At 37.9% G+C, this 18,418-nt stretch carries 18 protein-coding genes; 13 read left to right on the plus strand and 5 right to left on the minus strand.

The genetic code is table 11. The features are described from left to right. Nucleotides 1-81: 81 nt before the first annotated feature. The 9 genes from LC457_RS08065 (at nucleotide 82) to LC457_RS08105 (ending at nucleotide 9,002) form a co-directional block, all read left to right on the plus strand. Entirely contained in the window at nucleotides 82-726 is a 645-nt protein-coding gene (locus LC457_RS08065; RefSeq protein ID WP_223599367.1) for a hypothetical protein, read from the plus strand. After that, nucleotides 716-1,225, plus strand: a complete 510-nt coding sequence (gene ureE / locus LC457_RS08070; protein WP_223599368.1) for an urease accessory protein UreE — start codon at nucleotides 716-718, stop codon at nucleotides 1,223-1,225. Before LC457_RS08065 ends, ureE begins: the two co-directional genes overlap by 11 nt. Next, nucleotides 1,218-1,916, plus strand: coding sequence for an urease accessory protein UreF (locus LC457_RS08075; RefSeq protein ID WP_223599369.1), 699 nt, complete (start codon nucleotides 1,218-1,220; stop codon nucleotides 1,914-1,916). The genes ureE and LC457_RS08075 overlap by 8 nt, the downstream gene beginning before the upstream one ends. A gap of 261 nt (nucleotides 1,917-2,177) precedes the next feature. Then, entirely contained in the window at nucleotides 2,178-2,816 is a 639-nt protein-coding gene (gene ureG / locus LC457_RS08080) for an urease accessory protein UreG (protein WP_223599370.1), read from the plus strand. Then, a complete protein-coding gene (locus LC457_RS08085) occupies nucleotides 2,817-3,605 on the plus strand; it encodes an urease accessory protein UreD (protein WP_223599371.1) in 789 nt (262 codons plus the stop codon). Nucleotides 3,606-3,782: 177 nt separating this feature from the next. Next, complete coding sequence (locus LC457_RS08090; RefSeq protein ID WP_223599372.1) at nucleotides 3,783-4,484, plus strand: hypothetical protein; 702 nt, start codon at nucleotides 3,783-3,785, stop codon at nucleotides 4,482-4,484. A gap of 216 nt (nucleotides 4,485-4,700) precedes the next feature. Beyond that, nucleotides 4,701-5,588 (plus strand): urea transporter, encoded by an 888-nt coding sequence (locus LC457_RS08095; RefSeq protein WP_223599373.1) that lies wholly within the window; start codon nucleotides 4,701-4,703, stop codon nucleotides 5,586-5,588. A gap of 106 nt (nucleotides 5,589-5,694) precedes the next feature. Continuing rightward, complete coding sequence (locus LC457_RS08100) at nucleotides 5,695-7,941, plus strand: TonB-dependent receptor plug domain-containing protein (protein ID WP_223599374.1); 2,247 nt, start codon at nucleotides 5,695-5,697, stop codon at nucleotides 7,939-7,941. 170 nt (nucleotides 7,942-8,111) lie between these two features. Further along, nucleotides 8,112-9,002 carry a helix-turn-helix domain-containing protein gene (locus LC457_RS08105; protein ID WP_223599375.1) on the plus strand — a complete coding sequence of 297 codons (891 nt, stop codon included), beginning with the start codon at nucleotides 8,112-8,114 and terminating at the stop codon, nucleotides 9,000-9,002. 134 nt (nucleotides 9,003-9,136) lie between these two features. Here the strand turns inward: LC457_RS08105 and LC457_RS08110 are convergent, their stop codons facing one another. Further along, nucleotides 9,137-10,243 carry a DNA topoisomerase IB gene (locus tag LC457_RS08110; RefSeq protein WP_223599376.1) on the minus strand — a complete coding sequence of 369 codons (1,107 nt, stop codon included), beginning with the start codon at nucleotides 10,241-10,243 and terminating at the stop codon, nucleotides 9,137-9,139. A gap of 197 nt (nucleotides 10,244-10,440) precedes the next feature. Beyond that, on the minus strand, nucleotides 10,441-10,878 hold the full coding sequence (locus LC457_RS08115) for a DUF6526 family protein (RefSeq protein ID WP_213280177.1): 438 nt from the start codon (nucleotides 10,876-10,878) through the stop codon (nucleotides 10,441-10,443). Between the two features lie 307 nt (nucleotides 10,879-11,185). Between LC457_RS08115 and LC457_RS08120 the strand changes: the two genes are divergently transcribed. From LC457_RS08120 to LC457_RS08135, 4 genes are all read left to right on the plus strand, one after another. After that, the gene (locus LC457_RS08120) at nucleotides 11,186-12,955 is read left to right on the plus strand and encodes an aminopeptidase P family protein (protein ID WP_223599377.1); all 1,770 of its coding nucleotides are present in this window, start codon (nucleotides 11,186-11,188) and stop codon (nucleotides 12,953-12,955) included. Between the two features lie 464 nt (nucleotides 12,956-13,419). Next, on the plus strand, nucleotides 13,420-13,986 hold the full coding sequence (locus LC457_RS08125; protein WP_223599697.1) for a Crp/Fnr family transcriptional regulator: 567 nt from the start codon (nucleotides 13,420-13,422) through the stop codon (nucleotides 13,984-13,986). 53 nt (nucleotides 13,987-14,039) lie between these two features. Then, on the plus strand, nucleotides 14,040-15,062 hold the full coding sequence (locus tag LC457_RS08130; protein ID WP_223599378.1) for a saccharopine dehydrogenase: 1,023 nt from the start codon (nucleotides 14,040-14,042) through the stop codon (nucleotides 15,060-15,062). Continuing rightward, on the plus strand, nucleotides 15,059-15,637 hold the full coding sequence (locus tag LC457_RS08135; RefSeq protein WP_223599379.1) for an NAD(P)H-dependent oxidoreductase: 579 nt from the start codon (nucleotides 15,059-15,061) through the stop codon (nucleotides 15,635-15,637). Before LC457_RS08130 ends, LC457_RS08135 begins: the two co-directional genes overlap by 4 nt. Before the next feature lie 96 nt (nucleotides 15,638-15,733). On the opposite strand, the gene LC457_RS08140 is transcribed toward LC457_RS08135, so the two are convergent. From LC457_RS08140 to LC457_RS08150, 3 genes are all read right to left on the minus strand, one after another. Next, a complete protein-coding gene (locus LC457_RS08140; protein WP_223599380.1) occupies nucleotides 15,734-16,456 on the minus strand; it encodes a siderophore-interacting protein in 723 nt (240 codons plus the stop codon). 81 nt (nucleotides 16,457-16,537) lie between these two features. Next, entirely contained in the window at nucleotides 16,538-17,410 is an 873-nt protein-coding gene (locus LC457_RS08145; protein ID WP_223599381.1) for an AraC family transcriptional regulator, read from the minus strand. A 176-nt stretch (nucleotides 17,411-17,586) separates the two neighbouring features. Further along, on the minus strand, nucleotides 17,587-18,222 hold the full coding sequence (locus LC457_RS08150) for a LysE family translocator (RefSeq protein WP_223599382.1): 636 nt from the start codon (nucleotides 18,220-18,222) through the stop codon (nucleotides 17,587-17,589). Nucleotides 18,223-18,418 lie beyond the last annotated feature (196 nt).

Raw genomic sequence — 18,418 nt, forward strand, 5'->3', positions numbered from 1 at the left:
CCTTATAGGTTTCAAAAACCTATAAGGTTTAATCAAAACTTATCCAATTCAATGTAAAACAATTATAGAACTAAGTTTAAAATGAAATATTTAAAAACAGTTGTTTCTCTTGCCGTAGCCGGAATGTCTATGCTTTCAGGAAATTTAAGTGCTCAGTTTCTGGGCGGACACAGGCTTAAAAGTGATGAAGATGGGCCCAAAGGACAGTTTATGGTCTACGGTTCATTAGACTATTCTAAACTTACAACTCCATCCAGCAGCAGCAGTACAGTATCAAGTGCGCCACTTGGAGTGGGATACTTCATCAAGAATAATGATCTTATTGGAGTCAATTATGCTTATTCACAGAATACGGTTGACCACAATGTAGTTTATAAACAAAATGAAGCCGGTATCTGGTATAGTCCTTCACTGATGCTTGGAAAATACTTTGTACTGATCGGGCAGGTAGATGCTCATTATGTCTGGGGACAACAACTGTCAACGGCTGCTGATGCGATGCAGAACTTTAACGGATTCCGTCTTCGTGCCTATCCTTTGATTGGAATATTGCTTGGAGGAGGCTGGGCTCTGAAATTCAAATTTGCAGAACTTTCAATGCTTCAGACTAAAACAAAAGAAGAAGGCTGGACGAAAAGCTATGTAGCTGGAATCGGTGGTTCAACATTCGGGGTAGGAATCTCCAAAAACTTAGACTTTAGAAAAAAATCCAAAAATGATAATTAATCAAATCATAGGCAATCTCTCAGAAAATCCTACAGGGAAAACCATAGATTATCTTGATCTGGAATGGTTTGAAACTACCAAAAGAATCCAGCGTAAAAAAACCAGACAGGGAATTGATGTGGCTATCAAATTTCTCAGAGAAGGCCAGCGTTTGCGTGAAGGAGATATTCTTTTTGAGGACGCAGAAAAAATAATTGCGGTCAATGTTCTGGAAACAGAAGCTATCGTAATGTCACCCACATCATTGTTGGAAATGGGTACCGTATGTTATGAGATCGGAAACAAACATATTCCGCTTTTCATTCAGAATGATCAAGTATTGCTTCCTTTTGAAATGCCAATGTTCAGATGGCTGGAAGCGAGCGGGTTCAAACCGGAAAAACAATCTGTGAAATTGCTGAATCTTCTTAAATCTAATGTAGAACCTCACGGACACGGAAGTCTGGGATCAACAATCTTTACAAAAATCTTAAAAATGGCCGCCCCGAAAGATGAATAACAGCAACATAAACTTCCTGTCAGGACTGCTTCATCTTGCAGATCCTACACTTCCCATCGGGGGCTATACCCATTCCAACGGACTTGAAACCTATGTGCAGGAAAGGATCGTACATAATTTAGCTACCGCGAAAGAATTTGTACAGAACATGCTTCAGTACAACCTTAAATTCAATGATGGGGCTTTTGTAAAACTGGCTTATGAAGCAGCTGAAAAAGGAGATTTGGAGGAATTGTTACTTCTTGATAATGAATGCAATGCTATAAAATGCCCAAAAGAAATCCGTCAGGCCAGTCAGAAATTAGGGATCAGGCTGATCAAAATCTTTAAAAGGAGAGACAGTTTTCCTTTTATGGAAGCGTTTGAAAAAGCAGTGCAGAATAAAGAAGCCAATTCCCATTACTGTATTGTGTTTGGAGTGTATGCTTACCTGATGAAAATCCCTTTATACGAAGCTCTTTTAGGATTCTATTATACCTCAGTGGCAGGAATGATTACCAATGCGGTAAAACTTGTTCCTCTTGGGCAGCTGGACGGACAGGATATTTTATTTTCCCTTTATCCTGTAATGGAAAAAACAGCTTTAGAGACAATAGAACTGGACAGAGATATGGTAGGACTTTGTAATACCGCTTTCGATATCAGGTGTATGCAGCATGAAAGGCTTTATTCACGGCTTTATATGTCATAGAAAAGGCAAAAAGGAAGTAAAGGCAGGATGAAAAAAGAAAGAAGGAAAGCTAAGAAAGTGAAAAAGCGTGGGACCCAATGAATATGAATGCTTCTAAGCCGAATGAAATGCCTTTGCACCTTTTACAATATTCTCAATTAATAAAAAATTATATGTGAAATAAGGTGTTCTTTGCTAAGTGAAACGCCCTTGCGATCGAAAGATATTCACAATCAAAAAAACTTAGCGCCTATAGCGTTAAAAAAATAAAATTTAAAGAAAATGGAAAACAGAAAATATATAAAAGTAGGAGTGGCAGGACCTGTAGGTTCAGGAAAAACTGCATTACTGGAACGTTTAAGCAGGAAATTATTCGGGACTTATGACCTTGGAGTCATCACAAATGATATTTATACCAAAGAAGATGCTGAATTTATGGCTAAAAATAGCCTTCTTCCCCACGACAGAATTATTGGAGTAGAAACAGGAGGCTGCCCTCACACTGCCATCCGCGAAGATGCAAGTATGAATCTTGAAGCCGTAGATGAATTGGCAGCACGTTTCCCTGAGATCGAACTGGTTCTTATCGAAAGTGGAGGAGATAACCTTTCAGCGACATTCAGCCCGGATCTTGCAGACGTTACGATCTTTATTATTGATGTAGCAGAAGGAGAAAAAATTCCTAGAAAAGGTGGTCCTGGCATTACAAGATCAGACTTATTGATTATCAATAAAATTGACCTTGCCCCTTACGTAGGAGCCAGCCTTGAGGTAATGGAAAATGATGCCAGAAGAATGAGAAAAGGAAGTCCTTTCGTATTTACAAACCTTAAAACAGATGAAGGACTGGACAAAGTAATAGGTTGGATTAAAAAATATGCTCTTCTGGAAGAAGTTGAAGAACCGAACTTAGTAAGATAAATGGACAGTCGTTTAAATATAATCGCAGGATTTAAGGGAGGAGAATCCTATGTGAAAGACCTTTATGTCTCACTTCCTTTCAGAGTAGTTTCTGTAGGACAGCGGAAAAGTGACAAAAAGCTCTATCAGATGGTGATGAGCTCCTCTCCGGGAATTCTGGACGGAGACCATTATCATCTGGATGTTGCTCTTGAAAAAGGATCTGCCCTTCAACTGCAGTCGCAATCTTATCAGAGGCTTTTCAATATGAAGGATAAAGCGCTTCAGGAACTTAATGTTTCTATGGAAGATGAAACGTCTTTTGCTTACGTTCCTCATCCTATAGTCCCGCATGAAGACTCCAATTTTAAGAGTAAAGCGAATATTCATATTGGGAACAACAGTCAGATTATCATCAGTGAGATCATCACCTGCGGAAGAAAACATTATGGAGAAGTTTTTAAACTGAAGCGTTTTCAGAATATAATGGAAATCTACCACAACAATAAGCTGGTAGTGAAAGATAATGTTCTCATTCAGCCTGATATGATTCCGATCAGCATCATCGGAAATCTGGAGCAGTATACCCACCAGGGAACCCTGATCTTCTATAGTACGAAGGAAAATGTAGATAAAAACGGATTGATTGAAGAGATAGTTGAAGCAGCCGCGCAGCATCATGAACAAATGGAGGTTGGAGTCTCTGCAATGGATAACAACGGTTTTGTAGTAAGAGCTTTGGGACATGGAGGAGAATTGATGTACAACTTCTTCCTGCATATTCAGGAAATTCTCTGGTCATTGGAGTAAAAAGAGATCCTTGTCAAGGTTCAAAACCTTGACAAGGATCCTCATGATGATTTGTCTACAAAATTTGTGAGAAGCATATTCAATAGAAGGGGGCTTTAGCCCGCTTAAAAAAAGAAATTTTCCATTGGCTTTAGCCAAAACTTAATAAAGAATCTGAAATAACAGAATTAATAAAAAATGAATAGTACAGTTTGGGCACTTCTTTTGAGTGCCGTTTCAATAAGTTTCATACATACCGCTTCCGGGCCGGATCACTACCTGCCGTTCATCGTAATTTCAAAATCAAAGAAGTGGAGCGGAATGAAAACAGCAATATTAACGGTTGTCTGTGGTTTCGGACATGTATTCAGTTCTCTGATTTTAGGCTTTATCGGGGTTTTCCTTGGATGGCAGCTCAATAAAATCTCCTGGTTTCAGGATATCAGAGGGAATTTCTCAGGATGGGCGCTGCTTATTTTTGGAGGCGTTTATCTGGTATATGGCCTCATTCAGGCAATCAGAAACAAACCTCATAAGCATTTTGATGTAATGGGTGATGATGTTTATGTATACGAACATAATCACAGTGAAGTGGTAATGCCTCAAAAAAGAATAAAAGTGACTCCGCTTGTACTTTTCATGATTTTCGTAATGGGCCCCAGCGAACCTTTGCTTCCTTTATTATTCTATTCAGGAGTAAAACACTCAATGTCTGAAATTGCTGTTCTGGTAACTTCTTTCACTATAACTACCGTCTTGACAATGCTTGGAATGGTTCTTCTGGGACGTTATGGTTATTCAACACTGTTCAATACCGAAAAACTGGAAAGATACATGGGAGTGGTGAGCGGAGCTGTAGTAACCGTTTGCGGAGTGGGAATGGTCTTTCTTGGATGGTAAACGAGATTCGAGGTTCGGGATACGAGTGGTAGAGTTTTAGGGTAGGGGGGTGAGAGTTGAATTGTTTAAGGTTTAAAGTTCAAGGTTGTTATTCTTTCACTGATAATTGACAATTCACCATTCACTTGCGAAGCAAAATTGATTCTGCCTCCAGTGTCTATCATCTATCCGTCTCTTATCTTAATATCCACAATTATTAATACAATTAAAAAAACTATGAACGAATTTTTCAAAAAACTACCTTTTATAGACCATGTTTTGAAAGGAATCGGACAGATTATGCTCCAGGAAAACAGGTGGACGGGACTTCTGTTTCTTATAGGAATCTTTATGGGAAGCTGGCAGTGCGGGGTAGCGGTATTGCTTTCAACGGCAGCCGGAACTTTCACTGCAATGAAACTTAAATACAATCAGTCTGAAATCAATGCCGGACTTTATGGCTTCAGTGCGGCACTTGTAGGAGTAGCATTATCCTTTCTATTTGAGACTACATTACTGATCTGGATTTTAATAGTCTTGGGTGGAGCATTGGCGGCTGTTTTTCAGCATTTCTTTATTCAGAAGAAAATTCCGGTCTTTACTTTTCCTTTCATTATCATCACATGGATTTTGGTATTTGCACTCCATCATTTCACCCATATTCCACCCTCCGCGATGTTAAGCAGTGAAGTGGTGCCTACAGAATATGATGATTTTCTTGCCTGTACCAATGGGTTTGGTGAAGTAATATTTCAGGGTGGAGTACTTTCGGGAATGATTTTCTTTCTTGCCGTTTTCATCAGTTCTCCTATAGCTGCTTTATACGGATTGGCAGCATCTATTCTCGGTGCAGGATTATCACAGTTGAACGGAGAACCTATTAAAGAAATCCATATGGGATTATTTGGATTTAATGCTGTGCTTTCAGCAATCGTTTTCTCAGGAGTCAAAAAAACAGACGGTTTATGGGTACTTATTGCCGTTCTTATCACTATTGCCATTGATGATCTTTTAATAGACAATCACTGTCTGGATATTGTAGGTGGAGTATTTACTTTCCCATTCGTAGCCGGAACGTGGATTACCCTTTTAATTCAGAAAGTATTTATTAAAGAGAAAGCGTAGCTTCTGAGTTTGAGAGTTGTAGAGTTTGAAGGTTGTGGGGTTTTACGTGTGGAAATGTTCCCAGTCTCTCATCTCTCATCTTATATCTAATTTAACTAAACAAAAAATGAAAATAACAAAAATAGCAGCCGTATTTCTGATAATGGCATTCAGTGGAAAAATGATGGCGCAGGAAACAGAAAAACAGTTGCTGATTAAAGATGCAGATGACAAATTTCCCATTGCAGATGCTTTGGTAAAATATGACCACGGGAACAGCCATACTCATACAGCGGCAGATGGTATGTTTGCCATTCCTGTAAAATCACTTCCTGATACCCTAGTGATTAGTCGTCAGGGATATGATGAGGTAAAATGGTTGGTAACTAGCGATGAAGATAAAAATAAAGTTATTTTCTTACAGCATAAGCCTTTTCAGATTTCTGAAGTGGCCATCAATCACAGTTCGTTTTTATCAGCCGTTACCAAAGTGGATCTGAATAAATTTCCGGTAAATTCAGCACAGGATTTATTAAGAAAAGTGCCGGGATTGTTTATTGCACAACATGCCGGAGGAGGAAAGGCTGAACAACTTTTTTTAAGAGGATTTGATGCCGATCATGGTACGGACGTAAGCGTTAATGTAGATGGAATGCCGGTGAATATCGTATCCCATGCCCATGGACAGGGATATTCTGACCTGCACTTTGTAATTCCTGAAACCGTAAACAATATAGACTTTGGAAAAGGAGCTTATTACATGGACCGCGGAGACTTTAACACAGCCGGATATGTAGATTTTCAGACCTACAATGGATTGAAAAACAGTATGATTAAACTGGAAGGAGGTTCGTTCAATTCAAAAAGAGTGTTGGGAATGTTCAATATTCTGCATGATGATCTGGGAAAGAAAAATGCCTATATAGCAGCAGAATACAACTATACAGACGGGCCTTTTGATGTAAAACAGAATTTCAACAGAGTCAATATTTTCGGGAAATATAACCAGTGGCTTACGGATAAAGATTATTTCAATATTCAGTTTTCAACATTCAATTCTTCCTGGAATGCTTCCGGACAGATTCCGGAACGTGCCGTAGATGAAGGAATCATTGGAAGATGGGGAAGTATAGATCCTACAGAAGGTGGTAAAACTTCCAGAACAAACCTTCAGATGAACTTTAAGCACATTATTTCTCCTTCCGAGCAGATTGATGCCATGGCTTTCTATTCAAAATATAATTTCAATCTGTATTCCGATTTCACTTTTAATTTAAAAGATAAAGATCACGGAGATGAAATTCAGCAGACAGACGGAAGAAATATTTACGGAGCCGAAGTGAAATATACAAAAACGTTTTCCCTTGCAAACAGCTCTTTAAACTGGACTTCAGGAATAGGGTTAAGAAATGATGATATTAATACTTTACAGCTTAACCACGTTTATCACAGAGATCTGCTGCTTGACAGATTATCAGATGTGACAGGAACAGAAACCAATCTCCATGCCTACTCAGGGCTGGTATGGAAAACAGGAAAATGGACGATTAACCCTGCTTTGAGAATAGATCATTTTATCTTTAATATGCACAATCTGCTGGATGCAGAACAATTGCCGTCCGGACAATCAAAAGAAGCAACAAGACTAAGCCCAAAATTGAACTTCTCTTACGCTCAGAACGACAATGTAATGTGGTTCCTGAAAACAGGAATGGGCTTCCACTCCAATGACCTGAGAGTAGTTGTTCCTAATAAAAACGAAAATACACTTCCATACTCTATCGGAGCAGATTTTGGAGTAAGATTACATCCGTTCAAATCATTGATTATTACTCCGGCATTATGGTATATGGATCTGCAGCAGGAATTTGTTTATGTAGGAGATGATGCTGTAGTAGAACCTTCCGGGAAGTCAAGACGCTTCGGTGCCGATCTTGGAGTTCGTTTCCAGCCGTTGGAAAACTTTTATCTGAATGCTGATATCAATTATTCTCACGCAAGATTTACAGAAGAAGAAAAAGGACAGGATTACGTTCCGCTAGCTCCGGTAGTCACCAGTACAGGATCTGTAAACTGGGATTTCCTGGATGGCTTTTCTCTGGGACTTCAATACCGATATCTGGGAGCAAGACCAGCAGTAGAGGATAACAGTATCAGAACCAAAGCTTACTTTGTAAATGACCTTATGCTTTCTTATAACCGTCAGAAATGGGGAGCAAATGTTCAGCTTAACAATCTTTTCAATGTAAAATGGAATGAAGCCCAGTTTGCAACAGAAACTCAGTTGAAAGGAGAAGCAGAGCCTGTTACAGATCTTACCTACACACCGGGAAGCCCTTTTGGAGTGAGAATGGGAGTGTATTATAAGTTCTAAGTGGGAGAGTAGGAGAGTAGTAGAGTGAGAGAGTTTGAGAGAGTAAATTATGAGTTTCGGGATACTTTGTTTCGGGGTTTTTACCATTTACGCTTTAGCTTTTTCACTCTTTTACTTGCCTCCTTTGCTTTAAAATATTTTGTATAACTTTAAATAATCATAACCAGGATATGGAAGTTCTATCCAATTTTCAATATAAAAAACTTTTTCTTCCGAATATTACGGACAAAATATTAGCCAATAATGCTGATATACAGCTCTATCGGATAGAAAATTACCTTAAAGGCATTCTGATGCCGGTGATTCCGTACCGTACAACGTTTAATTTCATTATTTTCGTTACCAACGGTCATATCAGACAATACCTTGAAAATAAAGAATACCATGCCGAGAAAGGGGGAGTAATCTTCATTAAACAGGGAACCATCACGGCAACCGTAGAACTATCCGATGATATTGAAGGTTTTTTCCTTGCTTATGAAAATAATATTCTGTCCGAGCAAGAGCTGCCCAAGCACAAAAGCAGTATTTTTTTCATGACTCCATTCCTGAATCTGGACAGCCTGACTTATGGTACCATTATCCAGCTTCTTCCCATTATGGAACAGGAGTTATGGTTGAATAATTTAAATGTTAATGATGTTGTCGTTACGATGCTTCACCTTATTTTGATCAAAATGCTGAGCACAGATTCTGATACCCATCACAAGTCTGCGACACGTCCTATGGAACTGTCCCTTCAGTTTCGGGATCTTTTGTTTAAATATCATGTGGGAGAAAAAAGAGTGGCATTTTATGCCGATAAACTGTCTGTAACAGAAAGCTATCTGAATAAATGTGTAAAAGGCGTTACCCAGAAATCCCCCAAACAGTGGATTAATGAGATAGATATCAATTACAGCAAGGCATTACTTCACTCCAGTAAAGATATTGCAGAGATTGCTTACGAACTGAACTTTCATACCGCATCCCATTTTACCCAGCTTTTTAAAAAGATCGCAGGCATTACCCCGAAGGAATACAGAATCCAGTTTTTGAATACCAGCAGGATTTCAGTCTGATATAAAGAATCGAATTTGTGTAATGTCAATGGTCAATTTTTGCTGCGCAAGTGAATAGTCAATGAGTTGATGAAGTACAGAATAAAAAATTCACTGCGAAGCAAATTCACCATTCACTATTGACCAAAAATTCCCTACATCCTCTCATTTTCAAGAATTTTCAGCACCAGCCTTTCCTCTTTTGTCAGATCGGCTTTTCCGTCGTTTTCTTCTATGATTTCAAGTTCGTCAAGGTATTTTTTGATGGTATTGTTTTCGTAAAGATTGATGACTAAAGGATGAACATAATATTTTCTGCAGACAGCCGATGTATTTCCCAGGTTTTCTGCCACCATCTCCAGGACTTCTTTTACTTTCTTTTTATATTGACTGTCATTTTCAGCATAGCCAATTTCTTTAAATGCAATCAAAGCACTTACCGTTCCGGACCATGTCCTGAAATCCTTAGCGGTAAAATCTTCGCCGCTGATCTCTTTTATATACTCATTCACCATACCGGAATCCACAGAATGACGGTTTCCTTCATCATCAAAATACTGGAAAAGTTCTTTCCCCGGAATATCCTTACATTTCTGAATAAGTCTTGCCAGCCTTTTACTTCTGAGGTCAACGTTATGCATAATGCCTTTCTTTCCCTTAAAAGAGAAAGTGATTTTCTGTCCTTTTACCTTTACATGCTTATCCTTTAAAGTAGTCAGTCCAAAAGAACCGTACAGTTTTTCATACACATTATTACCAATACGGATATTGGTTCTTTGCATAAGGCTTACAATTAAGGCCAGAATTTTCCGCTTCTCAAAATTTCTCAGCGCAAGATCCTGTTCTACATGCAGTCTTATATCCGGTAATGCATATCCGAACTGAAGCATCCTGTAAAATTTCGTATGATTTCTTAAAGCGCTCCAAAGAGGATGGTAGCGGTATTGTTTTCTTTTTTTGACATCAAAGCCGGTGGCCTGAAGATGCCCGTTGTCAAGGGCACAGATCCATACATTTTCCCAGGCGGGAGGAAGTACCAGGCTGTTGATTCTTGTAATTTCGTCCTTATCCTTTATTTTTTCACCGTCTTTATAATAGGAATATTTCTTTCCTGTTTTCTTACGGGTAATTCCGGCGGTTTCTGCATCGGTGGTATATACAAGATGTACCGCCTTTGCAGAAGCTTCCGGGTCCTTCATTATTTTAACAATTTTGGAAGGTTTAAGGTGAGAAATCATCTCCAAATCTGTATTCTTCTCCATAAAGCATGGTTAAGAGTTTTTACCCCTCGAAAAAATCAGTAAAAGAATCCCTGCTATTACACAGACTAAGAGAATTCCCCACCACATTCCTGCCTTAAAAATTGTTTCTACTGCTTCACAACTTGTTAGTGTCAACAAACTTAATATCGTAATACTGTAAAAGCTCCACTTTTTCATATTTATATTTTGTTGAGGTGTTAGATTCTGAGTCGGTCAGCCCTCCATTTTTTAATAGACCTTTTAATTTCATCTCCTGAGATGTTTTCATGAAGAGCTCTGTATAAAAGCTCCTTGAATTCATCATCATAGGTAAATCTCAGTGCAGCAATCTGATCAAATCTTAGTTTTTCAGCAACTTCATCCGATCTTTTATTGAAAATTTCAAAATACCGCTGTTGAAACTCCAGAATTACCATTCGGTTTTGAAGTCCCAATGCGTAATGCTGCCGTGTCATAAATGCCAGATAAAAAAGCAGAAAAATCACGATAGAAAATAATATCCAGGTCAGCTGATTTCCCGGATCATCCCAGATTTTATAAATTCCGAAAATCTCCAATAGGATGAGCAAAGGAAGATAAATAAAATGATGAGGTGGATAAAACTTCCTGTGGTTATTATAGTTCTGCTGTTTCATGGAGTTGAATATAGCAATAATCTTTCCAAAAATTTATTGTTTTAATAATGTGGTAGTTTTTTTTAGATGAAAATGATTTATTTTATTAAATATGTTTAACATTTTAATGAGGATGTCAAAAGCGTTTTTGCGACTTTAAGGGGGGAATAATTTAACATGATTTAATATAAAACCATAAAAAATCAAATTGCAGATCTCTTCAAAAAGAATTCCAGTTAAAATAACAGATTATTAAGCAAAATAGCCGTTAGATTTCAGCTCCCGACTTTAAATTTTTCGTAACTTTCGGTGTTTAAAAAAGAAAAGAATGACTTCAAAGGAAAAAGTTGCTGCGCTTCGTGAAGAAATGCAGAAAAATAATGTTGATGCATTTATAGTATATTCTGCAGACCCGCATATGAGCGAATACCTTCCCGAGGAATGGCAGGAGAGAGCTTGGTTGTCAGGTTTCTTAGGTTCTGCTGGTTTTGTGGTAGTTACCAAAGACAAAGCCGGACTTTGGACAGACGGAAGATACTTTACACAAGCCGCTATAGAGCTGGATGGTTCAGGAATCGATCTTTTCAAAGATGGTATGGAAGGAACTCCTAATTATATTGACTGGATCATTTCAGAAATCCCTTCAGGCGGTAAAGTGGCTGTAAATGCTTTGGCAGCTTCTAATGCCAACTGGGAACTGCTTTCTCAGAAATTTAATTCAAAAAATATTACGCTGGTAGATTTTCCACTTTTAAAAGAAGTTTGGAAAGAAAGAGGAACGCCGTCTGCCAATCCTATTTTTGTACATCCGGTAGAAAGAGCAGGTAAATCTGTTTCTGATAAAATTGCTGCCATCCGCCAGAAAATGGAAGATCAGGAAGCTACCGTACACATCATATCAAGTCTGGATGATGTAGCATGGACTGCTAATCTGAGAGGAAGTGATGTAGAAAGCAATCCTGTATTTTTAGGGTATATTGTAATTACTAAAAACGATGCTGTACTCTTCACAGGATTAGAAAAAATGGAAGTAGGAGCAAGAAAGCAAATGGATGATTCCTTTGTGAAAATGATGCCTTACGAAGAATTCTACAATTACCTGAAGACCTTCAAAAATGAAAAAGTACTGGTTTCTCCAAACAGCAACCAACAGATTTTTGAAACATTAAAAGCAGACAACCAGTTTATCAAAGCTCCGGTTCCGGGTAACCTGATGAAAGCCCAGAAAAATGAAGCTGAGCTGGAAGGTTTCAGAAAAGTAATGGTAAGAGATGGAGTTGCTATGGTGAAATTCCTTTATTGGTTAACTCACAATGCAGGAAAAGAAGCCATGAATGAATATTCTATCGGACAAAAACTGAGAGGATTCCGTGCAGAAGGAGAAAACTTTGTGGGAGAAAGTTTTGGTTCTATCGTAGGATATAAAGATAACGGTGCCATCATGCACTATTCTGCCAAAAAAGAAGGAAGTAAAGAAGTAACCAATGAGGAAACCATTCTGGTAGATTCAGGAGGTCAGTACCTTGAAGGAACTACAGATATTACAAGAACTTTCGCCTTAGGAGCACCTTCGGAAGAGTTTAAAAGAAATTCAACATTGGTATTACAGGGACTGATTCGTTTATCAATGGTAAAATTCCCGAAAGGAACAAAAGGAGTACACCTTGATGCTATTGCAAGACTTCCGTTATGGATGGAAGGCAAAGATTTCAATCACGGAACAGGACATGGAGTAGGAAGCTTCATGAATGTACATGAAGGACCGCAAAACATCAGAAAAGACCTGAATCCTCAGGAACTTCTTCCGGGAATGGTATGTTCAAACGAACCTGGATATTACCTTGAAGGACATTATGGAATCCGTCATGAAAATCTGATCGCAGTAAAAGAAGCAGAAAAAACAATTCATGGAACATTCTATGAGTTTGAAACATTAACATTCTGCCCGTTCTTTAAAGATACCGTAGTGAAAGAAATCCTTTCAGAAAGTGAAATCGCATGGTTAAATGGTTACCATAAAACATGTGAAGAAAAGCTGGCTCCTCATCTGGATGGAGAAGTTAAAGAATGGTTCCTGCAATTGGTAAGCCCTCTTTAATAAAAATTCAAAGGTGAAAAGTAAATGACAATCATAACTTTAAACCTTGAACTTTAAATATTAAACTGAATATTGTTAGATAAACCAAAGTCCTGTAAGGTATTTCCTGCAGGGCTTTTCTTTTTATACAACCGTATTTTTACGGATATAATTCTAGGGATTCTACTGATGGATAAAAAACAGCGTTGACCTATCTTTGTTACAACAAAACATCATTCATATCTTCATAAATAACTCAAGTAAATTCAAAACGGTTGATCATCTCGTCCTGAGATGATTTTTTTTGCTGTTAATTGAAACTTGTATGGGGTATACATTAGCTTAAAAAGGATGGAATTGATCTCATCTTTGCTCACTTAAAATAAAATCTTAGAAAAAATGAAAACTTTACGTTTATAAAGCATGTCGCATTCATCTTTTATCTATTTTCGTGGTTCATTAGAATGCATTTAATTTGAAGAATGATGATACGTGATTACTTTCGAAGCTTTAACCTGTTTTCAGAGGATGAAATTGAAGAATTCCTGAAATTTTCTGAGCTAAGACTCGTTAATAAAAATGATTATTTCATACGGGAAGGAGAGCTTTGCAAGGAAGTAGGTTTGGTGAAATCCGGTATCTTCCGTTCCTTTTATACTTCAGATGAAGGAAAAGACATGACCTATTGCTTCAGATTTCCCAATCATATGATCGCTGCCTATTCATCATTTGTTTCAGGATGCCCCAGTAAAGAAAGTATGCAGGCTATTACCAATGCAGAGCTGATTATTCTTAAAAAAGAAGCAGTAGATGAGTTGGTAAAGAATAGCATTAACTGGACGAAATTTTTAAGAATCATTGCAGAACAGGAATATCTTGAACTTGAAACACGTTTTTTTCAGCTTCAGAGAGACAGTGCAGCGCAACGATACGAAACATTATTAAAGAATCATCCTGATTATATTCAAAACATACCATTGCAGTATCTGGCTTCTTACCTTGGAATTACACAACGGCATTTGAGCCGTATCAGAAAGGAAATTTCTTTTTAGACATTTGTCCTGCTTATTGAAATGGACGCGCTATACTTTTGTCAAAAAAAGTTATGGAGCAAAATATTTTAATCATTGGAGGAAATGGATTGGTCGGAAAAACTATTTCCCGCATTCTGAAATCAAGAAACCCTCATCTTACTGTTTATATTGGCGGACGAAAAGGAGGACAGACGGATAAAGACCTGAAAATCGACGTTACAGATCCTTCTTCTTTCAATGTTATTCTGGAAAAAAAAATAAATCTCATTATTCTTTCTGTGAATGATAGAGAAGATGATGTCCTTCGTTTCGCAATTGCTCACCACATAGATTATCTGGATATTACAAAACCTACTCCGGCTTTGGTAAAAGCTTATGATATTGCCAGAAAATCAGAGGTAAACAGCAGAATTGTCTTCAGTTCAGGCTGGATGGGCGGAATTGTACCGGGATTGGTCAATACCCTTTACCCTTCAGATGATATTAAGGAAGTAAAAGTTTTTGTATATTATTCAGTAAAAGACCTGGCAGGGGAGAGTTCAGCCCATTTTATGGCAGAAAATGTAGCCGTTCCTTTTGTACATTATAAGAATGACAAGCCAGTTTCTATCAGACACTTTTTGGATACTGAATCTTTTAAATTCTCTTTTGGAATAGGAGAGAGACAGGCTTATAATTTTGATGTGCCGGATCTCTATATTCTTAACAAAGTGGAACGAATTCCCGGAGTAAGCGTAAAAATGACTTATAATTCCAGGTTCATTACCTGGCTGCTGGGATCCTTTCAATACCTGAGAATATTCAATATTTTATCATTAAAAGAAAGAAAAATGATTTTTGGATCCAGTGGAAACGGAGATCAGGCTGTGTTTGAAATTGTGGTAAAAGATAAAGAAGGTCAGAAGAAACTGAGCTTACGAAGTATGAAAGGACAGGCGGAACTTACTGCTTTATCTGCTGTGCTGCACACCGAAGAACTGCTGAGAAATCCGCATGAAAACAATGTGTATTTCAGCCATCAGCTGCATGAGCCTCTATCATTAATGGCACAGCTTCATACCTATGAAACCATCAATATCAATGTCACACAATGAAAAAAATAGCAATTATCAACGGGCATCCCAATAAAGATTCTTTCAACTTTGGAATTGCAGAAGCTTATAAGACAGGAGCAGTAGAAACAGGAGCAGAAGTGAAGGAAATTGTCATAAGAGAGTTGAAATTTAATCCCAATCTGCAGTTTGGATACCAGAAAAGAATGGAACTTGAACCGGATTTGATGAAAGCATGGGAAATTATTCAGTGGGCTGACCATTTGGTTTGGGTGCATCCCGTTTGGTGGGGAGGATTTCCAGCCTTGATGAAAGGATTCATAGATCGTCTTTTCTTACCGGGACTGGCCTATAAATACCGTGAGAATTCTGTATGGTGGGATAAGCTTTTAAAAGGTAAAACAGCACATATAATTACCACATTAGACCAGCCGGGTTGGTATTACCGTCTGTTTTTTGGCAGACCCAGCGTCAATCAGCTTAAGAAATCCATACTGGAATATTGTGGGGTAAAACCTGTAAAACTGACTTATATCGGAATCATCCGGAATTCTAAAGATGAGCAAAGGGTTCAATGGCTGAGAAAAGTGAATGAATTAGGGAAGAAACAGAAATAATTTAAATTTTAGGATGTGTAATGATAACTTTATCCGGCAATAATTTCCTATTGTCAGATAAAGTTTCATTTTTTTAAATACAGTTGTTTTGCTGTTTTACAGTCCTTTTTTTCCTTCAATCCAATACGCCTGTGATTTTATGCACTTGGGAGAAACTCCTCTGGCCTTAAGAAATTTCCTGATCAGAGACATTCTTCCTCCGTTTCCGGTGAGATAAAAAATAACCTCATCATCAGAGATAGATTCTTTTTCTTCCCTTAGAAAATCATTCAAAGCTTCAATCATTCTCATGGTATTGTTTTTCGGGCTGTGGTAACCAAATAAATTCAGTTTTTCAAGAGCAGAACATTCTTCCAGTTCATGAAGACAGATAAATAAAGAACCATTTTCTTCCACGGCTTCTTTGATTGAAAGAGAACTTCCCAGTGAAGTTTCGTCACCCACAGAGAAATGAATTTTCGCATTGGGAGCAAAGAATTGTTTTCCTCTGGGCATTAAAAGCTTTATAGAATCTCCGGGAGAAAGTTGGGCCACAAAATGACTTCCGGCAGCAGAAGAGTCATGCAGATGAAATAAAACATCAAAAGTTCCTGCTTCCTGATTGAAGTTGAAAGGAGAATAATTCCGGAAATCGCGGCCATTGATTCTTATCGCTATTGCATATGCAGGTTCATAAGAAACATCCTGTAAATCTGTTTGAAAACGTATAAGACGAAGATCATTCGTGATTTTTTCTATATGGATAACCGTACAGTCTTTAAATTTTGAGGACCAGACATTTTCTACTGTGTCATTGATCCATTTTGGTAAACTCGGCATAAATCATTTTTATTGCAAAGGACGTTGCAAAATCAGAAAATACCGATAGCTGTTTCGGGGGAATAATTGGACTATTCGTGGTTAGTGTTTGTTTATATGCAAATTCCGGAATTCTGATGGAGATTGGTCTTCCAGTTTAGAAAATAAGCGGCTGAAATAAGTGTGGTCACTATATCCCAGCTCATAAGCGATCTCTTTTATACTTAGGCTCGTAAAGACCAATAATCTTTTAGCTTCAATTAAAATTTCCTGGTGAATCCAGTGCTGCGCAGGTTTCCCCGTTGCTTCCCGAACTGCCTCCGTCAAATATCCTCTTGTAATATTTAAAATCTCTGCATATTCGGATGGACTTTTCGAGGTTTTAAAATCCTTTCTAACCAAACTTCTGAATGTTCTTGATAGTTGTAAAGTTCTGCTTTCACTGGAAGAAGGAGACAGATTATTCCGGGAATAGATCAGGGCAAACATTCCCAGGAACGCATTAAGCAATGACTGTACAACCAGAAATCCTTCTTTAGAGGAAAGCATCTCGTCTGTATAAGAAGCATGGAGCATACTGGCTGTTGTATTCACTTCCTGGATGAGACTTTTGTCTATCGGCAGCGGCTGTATTTCACCCAGAGATTCATCAAAAAAAGAACGTACGGTATCGGGAACAAGTTCTGCTTTTACTGCTACAAACCATCCGCAAACGTCTTTCATCAAAAGCCCCTGATGTACCTGTCCCGGCAATACACAGAAAAGAGTGGAATCTTTTGATTCAACTGTTTTAAAATCTACCATCATTTTTACATGACCGCTTTCCATGCAGGTGAAAATGTAATGACTGTCCCTGTGTATCCCTTTGTCCAGAAGAATATCCTCCGCATTCTGAGTCCGCTTATCCATTCTTTTGACATGGAATCTGTGGTGAGAAATGCCGTTTAAATCATAAGTAGGAATTGTCTGCTTCATCTGTAAACCTGTTGTTATGAGGATAAATACGCAACTGTAAAATTACGTATTTTCACGGTTTTACAGTCGGAATATTAATCTCAAATTCGCGGTGCATAATGATAATGTTTTCTTTAGATCAGATTTTATATGAATATACACCGGAATTCGGAACAGAAAGAAACCTGTTCCGGATTTTATTTTGCTTTTGAAAGTGCCATTTTTATTGCTAAATAGGTTAACACGCTGGCCATAAACCATTTTTGAACCTTTATCCAGACCGGATTATTGGAAAAGAACAGGGCAACTCTTGCAGCCGTTAATACAATGATAAAGTTAATGCTGAAGCTGATCAGAACCTGAATAACTCCAAGTTCAAAGCTTTGGGTAAATATGGAACCATACTCAGGTTTGATGAACTGAGGAAAGAAAGACAGGTAAAAAACGGCCACTTTCGGATTTAATACATTCGTTAAAAAACCAATGGTAAAAAGCTTTTTAGGACTGTCATGAGCCACATTTCTATCAACATCAAAAATATTTCTGCTCTTGGGTTTTATAGCCTGATAAGCCAGATATAAGAGATAGACAGTTCCCACGGCTTTTAGTAGAGTATAAGCCAACGGAACGGCCAGCAAAACTGCAGTAAGGCCAAAAGATACCATGATAATGTGGAATAAAAACCCACACACCACTCCGGCCAGGGAAATAAATCCGGACTTTTTCCCTTGTGTTATAGACTTTGAAATCAGGTAAATCATATTAGGGCCGGGACTGATCACTAAGATGAGTGCTGCCAGGATGAAAAATATCAGTTCGTGAAATGGAATCATTGGTAGTAGTTATTTAAATGGGCGTATTCCCGGCACAAAGATACAGACTGTCCCTTATCCGTTATTATAAAAAATTCAAGAAATATTAATTTTCACTCAATTGAATTTTATTTTCCACTTGAATGTGATTTAAAATAAATACCAGTCTGTTTTTTTTGTAAATTTCAACACATAAAATAATTATCATTCACAAATA

This window comes from Chryseobacterium sp. GVT01B (genome assembly GCF_019970045.1).
In the GTDB taxonomy this organism is placed as follows: domain Bacteria; phylum Bacteroidota; class Bacteroidia; order Flavobacteriales; family Weeksellaceae; genus Chryseobacterium.